16 protein-coding genes and 1 pseudogene are annotated in these 15,010 nt (G+C 59.5%); 3 read left to right on the forward strand and 14 right to left on the reverse strand.

Annotated features, from left to right (window positions below; genetic code table 11):
- Window positions 1-32 precede the first annotated feature (32 nt).
- A complete protein-coding gene (locus ACFQT0_RS11995) occupies window positions 33-560 on the forward strand; it encodes an STM3941 family protein (RefSeq protein ID WP_380203012.1) in 528 nt (175 codons plus the stop codon).
- 12 nt (window positions 561-572) lie between these two features.
- Here ACFQT0_RS11995 and ACFQT0_RS12000 read toward each other — a convergent pair whose 3' ends face one another.
- Genes ACFQT0_RS12000 through apaG form a run of 3 tightly spaced genes read right to left on the reverse strand, consistent with a single transcriptional unit; the run spans window position 573 to window position 1,800 of the window.
- Window positions 573-698 carry a hypothetical protein gene (locus ACFQT0_RS12000; RefSeq protein ID WP_380203014.1) on the reverse strand — a complete coding sequence of 42 codons (126 nt, stop codon included), beginning with the start codon at window positions 696-698 and terminating at the stop codon, window positions 573-575.
- Window positions 656-1,375, reverse strand: coding sequence for an O-methyltransferase (locus ACFQT0_RS12005; protein ID WP_380203016.1), 720 nt, complete (start codon window positions 1,373-1,375; stop codon window positions 656-658). Before ACFQT0_RS12005 ends, ACFQT0_RS12000 begins: the two co-directional genes overlap by 43 nt.
- 38 nt (window positions 1,376-1,413) lie before the next feature.
- On the reverse strand, window positions 1,414-1,800 hold the full coding sequence (apaG, locus tag ACFQT0_RS12010) for a Co2+/Mg2+ efflux protein ApaG (protein WP_380203018.1): 387 nt from the start codon (window positions 1,798-1,800) through the stop codon (window positions 1,414-1,416).
- 122 nt (window positions 1,801-1,922) lie between these two features.
- On the opposite strand from apaG, the gene ACFQT0_RS12015 reads away from it, so the two are divergent.
- Complete coding sequence (locus ACFQT0_RS12015) at window positions 1,923-2,585, forward strand: uracil-DNA glycosylase (protein ID WP_380203020.1); 663 nt, start codon at window positions 1,923-1,925, stop codon at window positions 2,583-2,585.
- Window positions 2,586-2,779: 194 nt separating this feature from the next.
- On the opposite strand, the gene lepB is transcribed toward ACFQT0_RS12015, so the two are convergent.
- From lepB to ACFQT0_RS12055, 8 genes are all read right to left on the reverse strand, one after another.
- On the reverse strand, window positions 2,780-3,928 hold the full coding sequence (lepB, locus tag ACFQT0_RS12020; RefSeq protein WP_380203022.1) for a signal peptidase I: 1,149 nt from the start codon (window positions 3,926-3,928) through the stop codon (window positions 2,780-2,782).
- A 93-nt stretch (window positions 3,929-4,021) separates the two neighbouring features.
- Window positions 4,022-4,741: a 4-hydroxy-tetrahydrodipicolinate reductase gene (gene dapB, locus ACFQT0_RS12025; RefSeq protein WP_380203024.1), complete on the reverse strand. Its 720-nt coding sequence runs from the start codon at window positions 4,739-4,741 to the stop codon at window positions 4,022-4,024.
- 112 nt (window positions 4,742-4,853) lie between these two features.
- A complete protein-coding gene (locus ACFQT0_RS12030; RefSeq protein ID WP_380203026.1) occupies window positions 4,854-5,171 on the reverse strand; it encodes a DUF5683 domain-containing protein in 318 nt (105 codons plus the stop codon).
- The gene (locus ACFQT0_RS12035) at window positions 5,168-5,563 is read right to left on the reverse strand and encodes a DUF5683 domain-containing protein (RefSeq protein WP_380203028.1); all 396 of its coding nucleotides are present in this window, start codon (window positions 5,561-5,563) and stop codon (window positions 5,168-5,170) included. Before ACFQT0_RS12035 ends, ACFQT0_RS12030 begins: the two co-directional genes overlap by 4 nt.
- A gap of 110 nt (window positions 5,564-5,673) precedes the next feature.
- Window positions 5,674-6,666 (reverse strand): ParB/RepB/Spo0J family partition protein, encoded by a 993-nt coding sequence (locus ACFQT0_RS12040; protein WP_380203030.1) that lies wholly within the window; start codon window positions 6,664-6,666, stop codon window positions 5,674-5,676.
- Window positions 6,667-6,777: 111 nt separating this feature from the next.
- Window positions 6,778-7,113 carry a DUF5615 family PIN-like protein gene (locus tag ACFQT0_RS12045; protein ID WP_380203032.1) on the reverse strand — a complete coding sequence of 112 codons (336 nt, stop codon included), beginning with the start codon at window positions 7,111-7,113 and terminating at the stop codon, window positions 6,778-6,780.
- Entirely contained in the window at window positions 7,113-7,343 is a 231-nt protein-coding gene (locus ACFQT0_RS12050) for a DUF433 domain-containing protein (protein WP_380203034.1), read from the reverse strand. Before ACFQT0_RS12050 ends, ACFQT0_RS12045 begins: the two co-directional genes overlap by 1 nt.
- 12 nt (window positions 7,344-7,355) lie before the next feature.
- On the reverse strand, window positions 7,356-8,165 hold the full coding sequence (locus ACFQT0_RS12055) for a ParA family protein (protein WP_380203036.1): 810 nt from the start codon (window positions 8,163-8,165) through the stop codon (window positions 7,356-7,358).
- Window positions 8,166-8,319: 154 nt separating this feature from the next.
- On the opposite strand from ACFQT0_RS12055, the gene ACFQT0_RS12060 reads away from it, so the two are divergent.
- Complete coding sequence (locus ACFQT0_RS12060) at window positions 8,320-10,056, forward strand: ABC transporter substrate-binding protein (protein ID WP_380203038.1); 1,737 nt, start codon at window positions 8,320-8,322, stop codon at window positions 10,054-10,056.
- 131 nt (window positions 10,057-10,187) lie between these two features.
- On the opposite strand, the gene ACFQT0_RS12065 is transcribed toward ACFQT0_RS12060, so the two are convergent.
- The 3 genes and pseudogenes from ACFQT0_RS12065 to ACFQT0_RS12075 form a co-directional block, all read right to left on the reverse strand.
- Window positions 10,188-10,757, reverse strand: coding sequence for a DUF6438 domain-containing protein (locus ACFQT0_RS12065; RefSeq protein ID WP_380203040.1), 570 nt, complete (start codon window positions 10,755-10,757; stop codon window positions 10,188-10,190).
- 140 nt (window positions 10,758-10,897) lie between these two features.
- The gene (gene yidC, locus ACFQT0_RS12070; protein ID WP_380203042.1) at window positions 10,898-12,697 is read right to left on the reverse strand and encodes a membrane protein insertase YidC; all 1,800 of its coding nucleotides are present in this window, start codon (window positions 12,695-12,697) and stop codon (window positions 10,898-10,900) included.
- A gap of 320 nt (window positions 12,698-13,017) precedes the next feature.
- Window positions 13,018-14,663 (reverse strand): annotated as a pseudogene (locus ACFQT0_RS12075) (CTP synthase).
- Between the last annotated feature and the right edge of the window lie 347 nt (window positions 14,664-15,010).

Consider the following 15,010-nt stretch of genomic DNA (forward strand, 5'->3'; position numbering starts at 1 on the left):
ATTGGTTTTCTGTCGGAACGGTAAAAACGGCAATGATTGAGCTAAAGCTGTATAAATCCCCGTGGGTATCGATTAAGCTGATGCTGGGGTGTTTGCTTTTTGTGGGGATTGGGTACTTTATGCTGGGGCGACCCGATGCGCCACACTGGGTCGCTTGGCTGAGCATCGTGTTTTTCGGGCTGGGTTTTCCCGTTGGTATTTATCAATTGCTCGACCGTCGTCCGCAGATAATTATTAACGAATTCGGGATTTTCGACCGAACGACGCACCACGAGTTTATCAACTGGGAGATTATTCAGGACGTGTATCTGGCCCAAGTGCATAAGCAGCACATCATCTGCTTAATCGTTGACGAAGTGTTTGAGCCTTCCCGTCGGAAAAACAAATTCCGGCAGGGCGTAGCCAGCTTCGGGAAGCAGCTCGGGTTCCAGGAGCTGAACCTCACCCTGACCTATCTCGATGTCGATGCCCAGCGGCTGGCCGAGTTCGTGCTGGCCATGCGCGGTGCCGAGCGACCTACCCGAGAGGAAATGGTGAGGAAGGCAATTGCCAACCTGTAACGCTTTCGCGGGTCAGGTGCGCAGCCAGAAGTGCTGCTTGGGCTGATTTTTCCGGAAGAACACCAGCCCAATGTAGAACAGGTCCACCGTCATGGTTACCTCCGGGTGGGCTTTGATAACCTCCCAAGCGCGTTCCATATCGGCCGACCAATGAATGTCGTCGAAGACAAAAACTGACTCATCGGTGCGGTGGGCCAGGCAAAGCTCGAAGTAGCGCAGTGTGGGCTCGTAGCGGTGGTTGCCGTCAAAAAAGCAAAGTCCACGGGAGCAGCAAGGCCGGAGAGGGCAGGAGCGAGGGTGTGGTCGATGTTGCCTTCGATGATTTCAATATTGCGCAGCTGCAGCGAGGCGAAGGTTTCGCGGGCCACGGCGGCCACGTTGGGGCAGCCTTCGAACGTGACGACGCGGTGGCGGGAATCGGCTGCCGCCAGGTAGGCCGTGGTGAGGCCCAGCGAAGTGCCCAACTCCAGCACGGTGGCCGGCCGCAGATAATTGACCAGCCGAAACAGCAGTTGAGCTAAGTGCGCGGGCTTGGCCGCCGTGCGGGTAATGTCGGCGACGCGGCGCTGGGTGCCCGCGCCGGTGTGAGAGCCCGCCCCAAAGTCGGTGACGCTGATGCTGGCCGAGCTGCTGAGCAACTGCCGGCGCCGCGCTTCGATAGGCGCGTAAGCCCCGAAGGTGCCCGTGTGCCGCACCACGGAAGTGTAGAGGCCGAAGACAAAAGGCGAATGCAGCCCGTGGGCATTGCCCGAACGAAGCCAGAAGCGGAGGTAAGCGAGGAGTTGAAACAAGTAGCGGGCGGCAATGCGAACCACAAAGGTCGCACGGCCGCCCGCTATTCTCCGAAAGGATATTAATTGAGCCGGTAAGGCACCATGAGGGTGAATTCGGGGATTTCGACCGAGAATTCCTGGCCGTTGGCGAGGCGCTCCATCAGGTAGGTGCCGCACATTTTGCCCACGCCCGACTTCAGGTTGCAGCCGCTCACGTACTGGTGGGCTTCGCCGGGCTCGAGTACGGGCTGGCGGCCCACTACGCCTTCGCCCTCCACTTCGCGCACCACACCGTTGGCATCGTGAATGTGCCAATGTCGTCGCAACAGCTTCACGGTGAACTCGCTGTTGTTGCGAATATCGATTTTATAGGCAAACACGAAGTGCTCCTGGCCTGGGCTGGAATAGTCGGGCAAGTAGTTGGTCGTAACCGAAACGGTGACGCCTTGCGTAGTGGTGGTGGGCATAGGTCTCCGGAGCTTAGGCTGATGGATAGCTGTGGGCGTAACAGTCGCCCTCCAGAATTGGTTTTACGCAAAAGTTACGGTTCAACGCCGCAAATGCCCACTTATTTTCTCAAAATATTTCGATGGTAAAAATAGCCGAAAGCTGGCGGGCCGTGTTGGCCGACGAGTTTGAAAAACCTTATTTCCAACGCCTAATTGCTTTTGTGAAAGGTGAGTACGCCACGGCTACCGTTTACCCCGCCGGGCCCCAGATTTTTCATGCCTTTGAGGCCACGCCGTTCGACCAGGTGAAGGTGGTGATTCTGGGCCAGGACCCCTACCACGGGCGCAATCAGGCGCACGGCTTGTCGTTTTCGGTGCAGGACGGGCAGCGCACGCCGCCGTCGCTCCAGAATATTTTCAAGGAGCTGCAGGAAGACATTCCGGGTACGCCGCCCGCCAACAATGGCAACCTCGACCGCTGGGCGCACCAGGGTGTGCTGCTGCTCAACGCCACCCTCACCGTACGGGCTAGCGAGCCGGCGTCGCACCAGAAAAAAGGCTGGGAGGAGTTCACCGATGCGGTTATCCGCAAAATTTCCGAGGAAAAGGAGCACGTGGTATTCATCCTGTGGGGAGCGTACGCGGGCAAGAAGTCGGAGCTCATCGATGAAAAGAAGCACCTGATAATTAAATCGGTACACCCCTCGCCCTTTGCGGCTGACAAGGGTTTCTTCGGCAGCAAGCCCTTCAGCAAGACCAATGCCTGGCTCAAGAGCAAAGGGCTGACGCCGATAGAGTGGTAGCTCAACATCTTCCGTGTGGCACCTCTCCCGCGGAGAGGGGAGCCACGGCACAAGGGTTAGCTCAACCCTGAACAAAGTAAAAGCCCCGGCTCAATATTGAGCCGGGGCTTTTTTGCTATCATATTTTCGTCAGGCTCCCCTCTCTTTTGGCTTCGCGCATTAAGCGAACCGGGGCCGGGGGTGAGGTTCCGGCCTCAATGAATGATATTGAACAAACGGTTCCAGCGGATTTTATGCCAGAAGTCGGCGTTGGGGTCGACGGATAGCCAGATAAGCACGGCCTTGCCCACGACATGGTCTTCGGGCACAAAGCCCCAGAAGCGTGAGTCTTCGGAGTTGTGGCGGTTGTCGCCCATCATCATGTAGTAGTTCTGCTTCACGGTGTAGCTGCTGAGCATTTTACCGTTCTGGTAAATCATGCCGTTCTGCCAGGTGATGCCTTCGTTGTGCTCGTAGCGGGCTACGATTTTGTAATAGATAGCCGCGTTGCCGGGGGTGAGCGTAATGGTCTGGCCTTTCTTGGGAATGGGCAGGGGGCCGTAGTTGTCCAAGGTCCAACCGCGAGGCGTGGCGCTCATGGCGCCGGAGTTGCGGAAGTCGGCAACATCCGGGAACAGCTGTACCTGCGGCTGAATCACGGTCATGTTCCGCACGTAGGACTGCTTGCGGAAGTAGTCGGCCGCCGCCACGGTGCAGCTGATGGCGTAGCCCACTTTGCCATCGGGCCCAGTTACGGCCTGCGGGACGCCGCCGGGCTGGTCGTAATCGACCACGCCCTGGGCGCGCAGGGCAGCGGTTACCTCGTCGTTGGGGTTGTCAACCTGCATGAAGTAAGTCGTTTCCAGGCCGGGCGGCGTCTCGCCGGGCTTGCCGTTGAGGTACACCTGAGCATCCTTGATTTCGAGGGTGTCGCCGGCCACAGCCACGCAGCGCTTGATGTAGTTGGTGCGCAAGTCGGCGGGGTACTGCGACTCGTGGGGCACGTGAAACACCACCACGTCGTTGCGCTTGATTTCCGAGAAGCCCGGCAGGCGGTAGGTGGGCAGCTGAATCAGCTCCGAATAGCTTTTGAGGCCCGTGCCCCACACCGTTTGGTGCGTGAGCGGCACCTGCAGCGGCGTCTGGGGCGTGATGGGGCCGTAGTGCAGCTTGCTCACAAACAGGTAGTCGCCCACCAGCAGCGAGTTTTCCATGCTGGGCGATGGAATGGTGTAGGCCTCAAACGTGGCCCAACGGATGAGCGTGGCCGCCACAATGGCAAAAATCAGCGAATCGGCCCATTCGCGGGTTTTTGTCTTCGGCGCTTTGGGGGCGGTGGTGCGGTCGGTTTTGAGCAGTGACATGGGGAGCAAGCTTGGGCCTGGCAATGAAAATCAAGTAAAGAAACGCAGCAGAAAGCCAGCAGGCCCCGCCGCCAACCGCAGATGTTGGGGCAATTACAAATCCAGTAACTCTTTCATTCCAAATACCCCCTTGCGGCCCGGCAGCCACTCGGCGGCCAGCAGAGCGCCCAGCGCGAAGCCTTCGCGGCTGTGCGCCTCGTGCTTAAGCTCCAGAAGGTCGACGGCCGACGTGTACGTGACAATGTGCGTGCCCACGGCATCGCCGGTCCGCTCGCTGAGAATGGCGAGCTCCGAATCGGCAACGGCCGGCTCGTTGCGCCAGCTGGTCTTGGAGGGGAAATGGCGGATGATGCCCTCGGCCGTAGTGAGGGCCGTGCCGCTGGGCTGGTCGATTTTTTGGGTGTGGTGGATTTCCCGGACCGACACGTCGTAGCCGCCAAACTGGTGCATTTTGGCGGCCATGTACTCATTAAAATGGAAAAACAGATTCACGCCTACGCTGTAGTTGGAAGCGTAGAACAGGCTGCCATTCAATTCTTTGGTCAGGTCCTTGGCTTCTTCGAAGTGGTGCAGCCAGCCCGTGGAGCCGCACACCACCGGGATACCCTGGCGCAGGCAGGCCGTGATGTTGGCCAGTGCCGAGTCGGGGTGCGTGAATTCGATGGCTACATCGGCCGTGGCAGGCGTAAAGTCGCTGATGTTGAGCTGGCTGGCGTGCAGGTCCACGATGCCGGCAATCTCATGGCCGCGCTCAGCTGCCAGGGCCGCGATGGTTTGGCCCATTTTACCGTAGCCGATGAGTAGAATTTTCATAAGGTAGAGCTTGATGCAATTACCAGCCGTTGGCTGTGGGAGCGCGGCCGGGAAGACTTGTTTTGCAGATGGATGGAAAGTTGAGCTGAAATTCAGATACAAATAGCTGTTTTTACTTCAACCGCAGGGCGAACATCACCCCCGGGTTGGTGGGCAGGGCCTGCGCCTGACCCGGAGTGGCCATCAGCGTAGGCTCCCAGTGGAAGCTCAGGTCTTCGTTCACATCGAAGTCCCGAAGGTGCGCATCTACCAAGGCATCTACCACTTGTAGGGTATAGGCAATGCCGATGTAGAGGTAGAAAATGTCGCGATAGCCGCGGTAGAAAACGATTCCACTTTTTACGGCCCCCGGGCTGCGTTCCAGACTTGAGCGCTTCCCTTTGTCAACGGTTGCCGGGTTGTTGTCGGTCCGGGCCTCGTAGCCATTCACGTACTCTTTGTAGCGGCTCTGATAAAAATCTCGCCGCCCACCACGCCGCCCAAGCCGCCGTACACCAGCGGCAGCTTCCACCAGCGCCGGTTGTATATCTGGCCCGCCCCAGGCATAAGCGCCGACAGCAGCGCCGCCTTGCCCGGCCGCGTCAGGCGAATGCCTTCGTAGCCGAAGGCCCGGAACATGTGCTCGGTGCGCTTGGCCGAATCGGCAGCTGCTTTGCTTTTTCTCGCTTCGGGCGTAATCACCTCTTCGCGGCGCTCGGTGGTATCGGGGCGCACCACGGCGGGCGTGGTGGGGTCGAAAACCTGGGCCCAGCCGCTATTGCCCGTCAGCAGCAAGCCGACCAGAACCAACAGCGCCGCGACGTGGGTATACGATTTTTTCATAGCAGACCTGCTAACGGAAAACGCCCGGGGATTCGCACATAAGCCGCCCATTATATTCGAAGAACGAGCTTCGAAACCGCAAAGGCTTGCTAATGACCCGCTGGCGTGGCTCAGGAGGGGTGCAGAATGTGCAGAATGCGCTGCATGTCCTCCACCGAGTCGAAGGCAATTTTGATTTCGCCGCTGCCCTTGGGGCCGGGCCGCACCTGCACGCGCGAGCCAAACCGGTCGGTGAGGTGGCGCTCGGTGCGGCGCAGCTCGGCGGCGGGCACCACCTGGTGGGCCGGTGCTGCCGGGCTGGCGCCATTGGTTTCATCCCCAGTGTTTTGGTTCTGCCGGCCATAACCGCCGCGTACCAATTCTTCTACCCGGCGCACGGACAGCTCTTCGGCCACAATCTTGCGGAACAGCTCCACTTGCGCCTTCGGGTCGTCGATGCCGATGAGGGCGCGGGCGTGGCCCATGCTGATTTCGGCGTCGCGCAGGCCTATCTGCACATCGGGCGGCAGCTTCAGCAGGCGCAGGTAGTTGGTCACGGTCGAGCGGTTTTTGCCCACCCGGTCGCCCAGCTCTTCCTGGCGCAGGTTGCACTCGCTCAGCAGGCGCTGGTAGCTGAGGGCGATTTCGATGGCATTCAGGTTTTCGCGCTGAATGTTCTCAATCAGGGCCATTTCCAGCATTTGCTGGTCGTCGGCCTTGCGGATGTAGGCCGGAATGGTTTCCAGGCCCGCCAGCTTGGAGGCCTGAAGGCGCCGCTCGCCCGAAATCGCCTGGTAGGCGTTGGTGCCGAGCTGGCGCAGGGTCACGGGCTGGATAATGCCCTGGATTTTAATGCTGTTGGCCAGTTCCTGCAGCGCTTCCTGGTCGAAGTGCGTGCGGGGCTGGTAGGGGTTGGCTTCGATGTGCTCGACCGAAATAAAGCCCACCGAATTGACGGGATGCGACACCAGCCGGTCGCTGGGCCCGGGGCGGTCGCCCTTTTTCTCGTAGCTGCCTTCAATCAGGGCATTCAGGCCCCGTCCCAGGCCGCCAATCTTACGCTTGGGCACGGGCTGTGCGGCCGTGGCCGGAGTGGTTTTCTCGTCGTTCTTCTCTGGAGTCATCTCGGCAAGGTCCTGTTGGCCGAAAGGTCGGCACATACGGAACTTCAAAATTACGGATTGTTGGGCGAAGGGCAAGCCACGAAATTCGGGCGGGCCAGACGAGCTTACTCTTTAAGCCAGCTGGAGGCAGTGGACCTCGCTTTCGGCCGTCAGAAGCGTGTAAATCATCAGCTGATGAGCCTGCAGCAGCTCAAGAACCCGCGCGGTGGGCAGGTTGCCGGTGCGCAATAAAATTACTTTGGGTGGCGCCCCACGCAACAAGCTCAAATCCAGGAAGTCCTCATCCTGCGTAAGGATAACAAACTCGTTTTGACGGGCATATTCCCAAATCCCAGTATCACGCTGGTCGGTGAGCCCCAACCGCTTAACCTGCTCAGTGCCGGGGAATAAATCCTGCAACTGGCTTACCAATCGGTAAGACAGGTTTTGGTCGATGAGCAGCTTCATTAAGCTACCAGCCGCGTGTGGCGCTGCCGGTCGGCGGCATAGCGCAGGCAGGCCCGAATCAGGTCTTCGTTCAGCTCAGGAAAGTCTTCCAGGATTTCTGCGTTGGTCATCCCATTGCCCAGCCAACCCAGCACATCGTCCACGCTAATTCGGGTTCCAATAATACACGCCCGCCCGAACCGGATTTCCGGGTCAATACCAATCAACGGATGGGCAGGGGAGGTGTACATGAAAAGGTTGGGCTAAATCCGCTCGTCCTCAGCCGTTTCCTCGGGCCGGGCTTCCACGCTGTTCTTCTCCACAATCTCGCGGGCCAGGTTGAGGTAGCTGATGGAGCCTTTGCTATCGGCATCGTGCAGAATGACCGGAATGCCGAAGCTCGGCGACTCGCTCAGCTTCACGTTGCGGGGGATGATGGTGTCGAACGCCAACTGCTGGAAGTGCATCCGGACCTCCTCTACCACCTGGTTGGAGAGGCGCAGGCGCACGTCGTACATCGTGAGCAGGATGCCTTCGATTTCCAGCTCCGTGTTGAGCCGGCTCTGAATGATTTTGATGGTATTCAGTAGTTTGCCCAGGCCTTCGAGGGCGAAGTACTCGCACTGCACGGGGATGATAACCGAGTGAGCCGCCGTGAGGGCGTTTACGGTGATGAGGCCGAGCGAAGGCGAGCAGTCGATGATGATGAAGTCGTACTGCTCGGCGAGGGGGCGCAGGGCCTCCTTCATCTTTTCTTCCCGGTTGGGCAGGTTTATCATCTCCACCTCGGCGCCCACCAGGTCGATGTGGGAGGGCATGAGGTCGAGGTGAGGCAGAATGTTGGTGGGCAGGATGATGTCCTGGGCGTTGATGCCGTCCACCATGCATTCGTAAATGCTGTTCTGGATGTCTTTGGGGTCGTAGCCGACGCCAGAAGTGGCGTTGGCCTGGGGGTCGGCGTCGACGAGCAGGGTCCGGTAGTCCAGGGCGGCCAGGGACGCCGCGAGGTTAATGGAAGTAGTGGTTTTGCCCACCCCGCCTTTTTGATTGGCTACCGCGATGATTTTTCCCATGGGAGTTAGTTTCTAGTTTCTGGTTTCTAGTTTCTGGCGTCTGGTTGTTCGGGCGGCTCAGGGAACCAGAAACCGGAAACAAGTAACCAGAAACCTTACGTTAGAAACTTTCCTGCCGTAGCATTGCACAAAGATACATTCTTTCCCTGTTCGCATGCCCCCTTTTTTGGCTCGCTGGACTAGCCGCATAGCTAAACCGCTGGGGCCCTTGCTGGCCCTGCTGGCGCTGGGCGGCTGCCACGACGCAACTCGCCCGGCCGCCGATGAGCGCCGCGTGTTCCGCTACAACCAGCCCGAGGCCCTCACCTCGCTCGACCCCGCTTTTGCCCGCAACCAGGCCAACTGGTGGGCTGTTGGGCAGCTCTACAGCGGGCTGGTGGAGCTGGATTCGACCCTGCTGCCCACCCCGGCCCTGGCTCGCACGTTCAGTATTTCGCCCGATGGCCGGGTCTACACCTTTGTGCTGCGGCCGGGGGTGCGCTTTCACGACAGCGATGTTTTTCCCGGCGGCAAAGGGCGCGAAGTAAAGGCGGCCGACTTTGTTTACTCCTTCAAACGCATTCTGGCCCCGGCTACGGCCAGCACGGGCGGATGGATTTTCCGGGGCAAGGTGCTGGAGAAGCCCGATGGTACGCCCAGCGACACCTGTTTCGTGGCGGCCAATGATTCGACGCTGCGTATTCATCTCAAGGAGCCGTTCATTCCGTTTCTGGGCATTCTCACCATGCCCTATGCCTACGTGGTGCCCCACGAAGCGGTAGAAAAGTATGGCAAGGACTTCCGCGAGCACCCGGTGGGCACCGGGCCGTTCCGGTTCAAGCTGTGGGACGAAGGCAACGTGCTGCTGTATGAGCGCAACCCCACCTACTGGCGGCGCGACCGACAGGGGCGCCCGCTGCCCTACCTGGATGCCGTGGCCATCAGCTTCCTGGCCGACCGCAAAACGGAGTTCCTGACCTTCATGCAGGGCAAGCTGGATTTCCTTTCGGGCATTCGCGCCGGCTCGCGCGACTTAATTATGAATCCCGATGGCACCATTCGGGACGATTTCAAGGGCAAGTTCACGGTGCAGAAAGTGCCGTACCTGAACAACGAGTACCTGGGCTTTCAGCTCGATTCGGCGAACCTGACCGGGGAGCAGGCCATCCAGGGCCGGGCCCTGCGTGACAAGCGCGTGCGGCAGGCGCTGAATTATGCGTTGAACAAGCCCGAGATGCTGACCTACATCCTGAACCGGGTGGGGCAGGCGGGCACGTCGGGTTTCGTGCCGGCCGCCCTGCCGTCATTCTCCGAAAAGCTGGTGCCGGGCTACACCTACCAGCCCCAGAAGGCCCGGCAGCTGCTCCGCGCGGCGGGCTACGGGCCGCAGCGGCCGCTGCGCCTGCGCCTGAGCACCGTGCTGGAGCGCAAGGAGATAGGCGAATACCTGCAGAAGCAGTGGGCCGATGTGGGCGTGCAGGTGCAGATTGACATTAACCAATCAGCAGCTCAACAAGACCTAGTGGACAACGGCCGCGTGGCCTTCTTCGCCAAAAGCTGGCTGGGCGACTACCCCGACGCCGAAAACTACCTGGCCCTGTTCTACAGCCCCAACTTCAGCCCCGCCGGGCCCGACAAAACCCACTTCAAAAACGCGGCCTACGACAAGCTCTACGACGAAGCTCGCCGTACGCAGGACGCAGCCAAGCGCACGGCCCTCTACCAGGCCATGGACCGGATAATCGTGGAGGAATGCCCGGTTATCAGCCTTTACTACGACGAAGTAGTGCGCCTAACGCAAAACAACGTCCGCGGTCTTACGCCCAACCCCATGAACCAGCCTGCTGCTGGAGCGGGTGCACAAGGACTAAGCCTTGTTATTGTCAAAGCAGTATGCAGAACGTCATACTGAGCGAAGTCGAAGCATCTTTACCGCGCAACTAATTGATTTTAGTGCTGCGGTAGAGATGCTTCGGCTTCGCTCAGCATGACGTTCTGTTGGGATAAGAGGCTTTAAGTATTGCTGCTGAGTTCTTTTGAAGCCTATCGGTCGGCCTGAAGTTGAGCCAGGGTGTCGAACTGGTTGGTGAGGTAGGTGACGAACTTCACCACGTTGAGGGGCGCGCCTTCTTCCACGACTACCCTTTTGAGCTGACCGTTGGGCTGGCGGATGGTGATTACGGTGCTGGGCAAGTCGGAAGTGCCCTGCGAGTAACGGTCCTCGAACTGCTCGAAATGGGCTTCCCTGGCTGTGTGTAGTATCTCAGCGACGGTAGCGACGGGCAGCTTCAACTCCTTGGCACCAAGTACGGGCACGGCGCCACGGCCTTCGTAGGCCACGCGGCCATCAGCAAATATCTGCATTACATAAGCGGGGCAGCGGCCCATACACGGCGTGCGCTCGAAGGTGAGCACCGCGCCGGCTTCATTCTTCGCTTTGATGGCCTGGGCATGGGCCTGCCGGGCGGCCTCTTTCTTGCTGAGCTTCTTCGCTTTTACTTTCTGGGTGGTAACGGCCTTTTGGGCACACGCCGGCAGCAGCGAAAAACTGACGGCAAACAAAAGCAGCAGAACAGTGAAGTAGCGCATCAGCAGGGAAGGGGTTGGCTGCATGTTGAGGAGGAGCGTGCAAGTAGGGCAACAAAAAACCGGCAGAACGAAAACCGTGCTAAGGTTTCGTTCTGCCGGTGTCAGGCAAGTTGCAAGGCCGTCATGCGAAGGGGAGCCAGCGCACGACGGTTTCGTTGCACGCGCTACGACTGCTTTTTCTTGGCCTGAGCCTCGCGCTCCTGCGCAGCTTTCATGGCTTCGGCAATGCGGCCCTGGATGCCGCTGGGCTTCTTGTCTTTGTTTTTGATTTTGTTGGCGTCGAGCTGGGCGCGGATTTTGGTATCGTCCACAAAGGCCTTGGTGATGGCCTGCTGGGCAAACGTCACCACGTTCGACACGAAGTAGTACCAGGTGAGGCCGGCCGCGAAGCTGTTCAGTACGAACAGGAAGATGATGGGCATCAGGTAGCTGTAGGTCTTCATCGGGCCCTGCATGGCCGTGTTGGTCTGGTTGCTCTGCCAGGTCATGAGCAGGGTGGAGGCCGTCATCAGCAGGGTGAACATCGACACGTGGTCGCCGTACCATTTCACGTAGAAGGGCAGCTTCAGGAATACGTCGTAGCTGCTCAAGTCCTTGGCCCACAGGAAGCTTTCCTGCCGCAGCTCAATGGCGTTGGGGAAAAACTGGAACATGGCGAACAGGATAGGCAGCGTGAGCAGCGTAGGCACGCAGCCGCTCAGGGGCGAAACGCCGAAGGTCTGGTAGAGCTTCATGGTTTCCTGCTGCACCTTGGTGGCATCGTCGCCGTACTTTTCCTTCAGCTCGTCAATCTCCGGCTTCAGCACTTTCATGCGGGCCTGGCTCTCGTAGGTTTTGTAGGTGAGCGGCCACGTTACCAGCTTGATGAGCAGCACCAACAGCGCGATAATCAGGCCGTAAGACGAAATGAACTGCTCCAGGAAGTGGAACACCGGCAGCACCACAAAGCGGTTCACCCAGCGGAACAAGCCCCAGCCCAGGTACACGTTGCGGTCGAATTCCGGCGCCACTTCCTTCAGCAAATTGAAGGAGTTTGGGCCGAAGAAGAAGCGGTACTGGCCGCGGCCCCGCACCACTTCGTTTACCGGGAGGGTGAGGGTCGTGCTCAGCGTTTTGATGGTCGACGAATCGGCCATGTTCACGTTCGAGTTGAACGCGCCGCCGGCGAAGGGCTGCTGGTCGGCGATGAGGCCGGCCACGAAGAAGTCGTGCTTGTGAGCTGCCCACTTCACGGGGCCGGCGGCTTTGATTTCCTCGGGCTTCTCGCTGGCCTCGGCCAAAGAACCCTGGTCACCGGCCGCGAGGTAGTGGTTGATGGTGGTGTGGTTGCGGTTTTGCTGCAGGTCCTGCTCGGTCTGGCGCACCTGGTCCACGAAGGTGAAGGTGAGCGGCTCCTGGGCCACGGTGCGCTCCAGGCCGTTCAGGCGCAGGTTGTAGCTCAGTTCGTAGCTGTTGGCGGGCAAGGTGTAGGTCTGCACCACGCTGCCGCCGGCCACCGGCGCCGTGAAGGTGATAACTGAAGCGCCGCCCGTGCCCTGCGAGGTAGCCGGCTGGAATACCAGGTCCGAAAACTTGATGGTTTTGCCGTCGATGGTGCGGAAGCGGGTGTCCATGCGGGCACTTTTCGCGTCGAACAAGTCAAGCGGCTGGCCGAAGAACGTCTTGTATTTCTTGAGCCGCACGGCAGCCACGCGCCCGCCCCGGGTGGAGAAGGTCACGTTGAGGTTTTCATTAGAAAGCGTCACATCCTGGGCCACCGCGGCCGTAGCGGCTGTGTCGACGAGGGCCGCTTCCGGGGCCAAAGCAGGCGCTGTTGCAGGAGTGGCGGCCGGGGCCGTAGCGGCAGTGGGCGGGGGCGTTTTGCCGGGGGCCTTCACATCTTCCTTTTTCGGGCTGAAAAAGAAGAGGTACACGAGAAGCAAGGCCGAGATTAGAAAAAGGCCGGTTGCTGAATTTTTGTCCATTAGGAAATTACTGATGCTCTAAAGCGCAAAGGTACGGGGTTACGCTGCGCTTAATGAAGAATAAGGAATGAAGAATGGAGAATGGGCGGCGAACTCCCCTCCTTAGTTAAGAAGGGGACGCTCAACTGCCAAGTAGAGCTGGGGTGGTTGCCCTCGTTGAACGATATCCGGACGACTGGCGGCAGAACGGCGCAGTAACCATCGTTCGGGTATCGTTCAACGGCTCAACCACCCCGTCCGAGCCTGCGGCTCGAACATCCCCTCCTTAAAAAAGGAGGGGAGTTGTCCGCTCATTCCTCATTCTTCATTAAGCGCAGCGTCTAGCCTTTGCGGTGCTGGATGGCGGCGCGCACGAAGCGCGTGAATAGTGGGTGCGGCTGTTCCACGGTGCTTTTCAGCTCGGGGTGGAACTGGCCGGCCACAAACCAGGGGTGGTTCGGCAGCTCAATTACTTCCACCAGCCCGGTTTCGGGGTTGGTGCCGGTCATCTGCATGCCGGCTTCTTCAAATTGAGCCAGAAACTGGTTGTTGAACTCGTACCGGTGGCGGTGGCGCTCGCTGATGTGGTTGCGGCCGTAGGCCTTGGCGGCGCGCGAGCCGCGGCGCAGGTCGCAGGCGTAGGCGCCCAGGCGCATGGTGCCGCCTTTCAGGGTCACGTTTTTCTGCTCTTCCATCATGGCCACTACGGGGTTGGGCGTCAGGGCGTCCATCTCGGTGGAGTTGGCGTTTTGCAGGCCCAGCACGTGGCGGGCAAATTCCACCACGGCCACCTGCATGCCCAGGCAGATGCCGAAGAAGGGAATGTTGTTTTCGCGAACGTAACGCACCGCGGCAATCTTGCCCTCGAAGCCGCGCTCGCCGAAGCCGGGCGCCACGAGCACACCGTCGCAGCCGTGGAGCAGGCTGGCCACGTTTTCCGGGGTGATGTGCTCCGACTGAATGCTGCGCACGGTGACTTTGCACTCGTTTTGAGCGCCGGCGTGCACAAACGACTCGTTGATGGACTTGTAGGCGTCGGGCAGTTCCACGTACTTGCCCACCAGGGCAATGGTTACTTCCTCGGTTGGGTTTTTCAGCTTGCCCAAGAAGTCTTTCCAGGCTTCCAAGTCGGGCACGGCGGTGCCGCCGGTCAGTTTCAGGCGCTTGATTACCCGCTCGTCGAGCCCTTCCTTGCGCATGAGCAGCGGCACGGAGTAGATGCTGTCGGCGTCGAGCGACTCAATGACCGAGTTGATTTTCACGTTGCAGAACAGCGCGATTTTCCGGCGCATTTCGGCCGGAATGGGGTGCTCGGAGCGGCACACCAGAATGTCGGGCTGCAGGCCGGCCTCGCGCAGGTCGCGCACCGAGTGCTGGGTGGGCTTGGTCTTGAGCTCGCCGGCGGCCTTCAGGTAGGGCAGCAGCGTGAGGTGAATCACCAGCGAATCGGAATCGGCCAGCTCCCAGCGCAGGCGCGCACGGCTTCCACAAAGGGCAGGCTCTCGATGTCGCCGATGCAGCCACCGATTTCGGTGATGACGACGTCGAACTGGCCGTTCTGGCCCAGCAGCAGCATGCGCCGCTTGATTTCGTCGGTGATGTGGGGCACCACCTGGACCGTTTTGCCGAGGAAAGCACCTTCGCGCTCGCGGCGGATTACGGTGTCGTAGATGCGGCCGGTAGTGACGTTGTTGGCCTGCGAGGTGGGCGTGTTCAGAAACCGCTCGTAGTGGCCCAGGTCGAGGTCGGTTTCGGCGCCGTCGTCGGTGACGTAACATTCGCCGTGCTCGTAGGGATTGAGCGTACCGGGGTCGATGTTGATGTAGGGGTCGAACTTCTGGATGGTGACTCGGAACCCGCGGGCCTGCAAAAGCTTGGCCAGCGAGGCGGAAATTATTCCTTTGCCGAGTGAAGAAGTGACGCCGCCGGTAACGAAAATATATTTCGCTGCCGACGCGGTGGGGGTGGGGGTGGAGCGTTCGGGCATGACGGGGGACAAAAGTAGTCCTTCTAAAATTGGAACCCGGGAAATGTCGCTTCCAAAGGAGGGGATTCAGCCTTGGCAATGCCGCAAGCAAGTGGGCAAAATCAACACTAGCCCGTCATGTTGAGCTTGTTAAACCGGATGCCGGCGTATCCAAGCGTCTTTTGTGCCTAACCAATCCAATCGTCTGTCATGCTGAGCGGAGCGAAGCATCTTCTCACGGCTCAACGATTCGTGCTTCGGGGATAAGATGCTTCGCTCCGCTCAGCATGACAGACGATTCTTGGCGAATTGAAACGAAGCGGTAGCGTGCATCCATACCGCTCCACAAGCCGAACTCAGCATGACAC

Origin of the sequence: Hymenobacter humi (assembly GCF_042665855.1) — a bacterium.
Classification (GTDB): domain Bacteria; phylum Bacteroidota; class Bacteroidia; order Cytophagales; family Hymenobacteraceae; genus Hymenobacter; species Hymenobacter humi.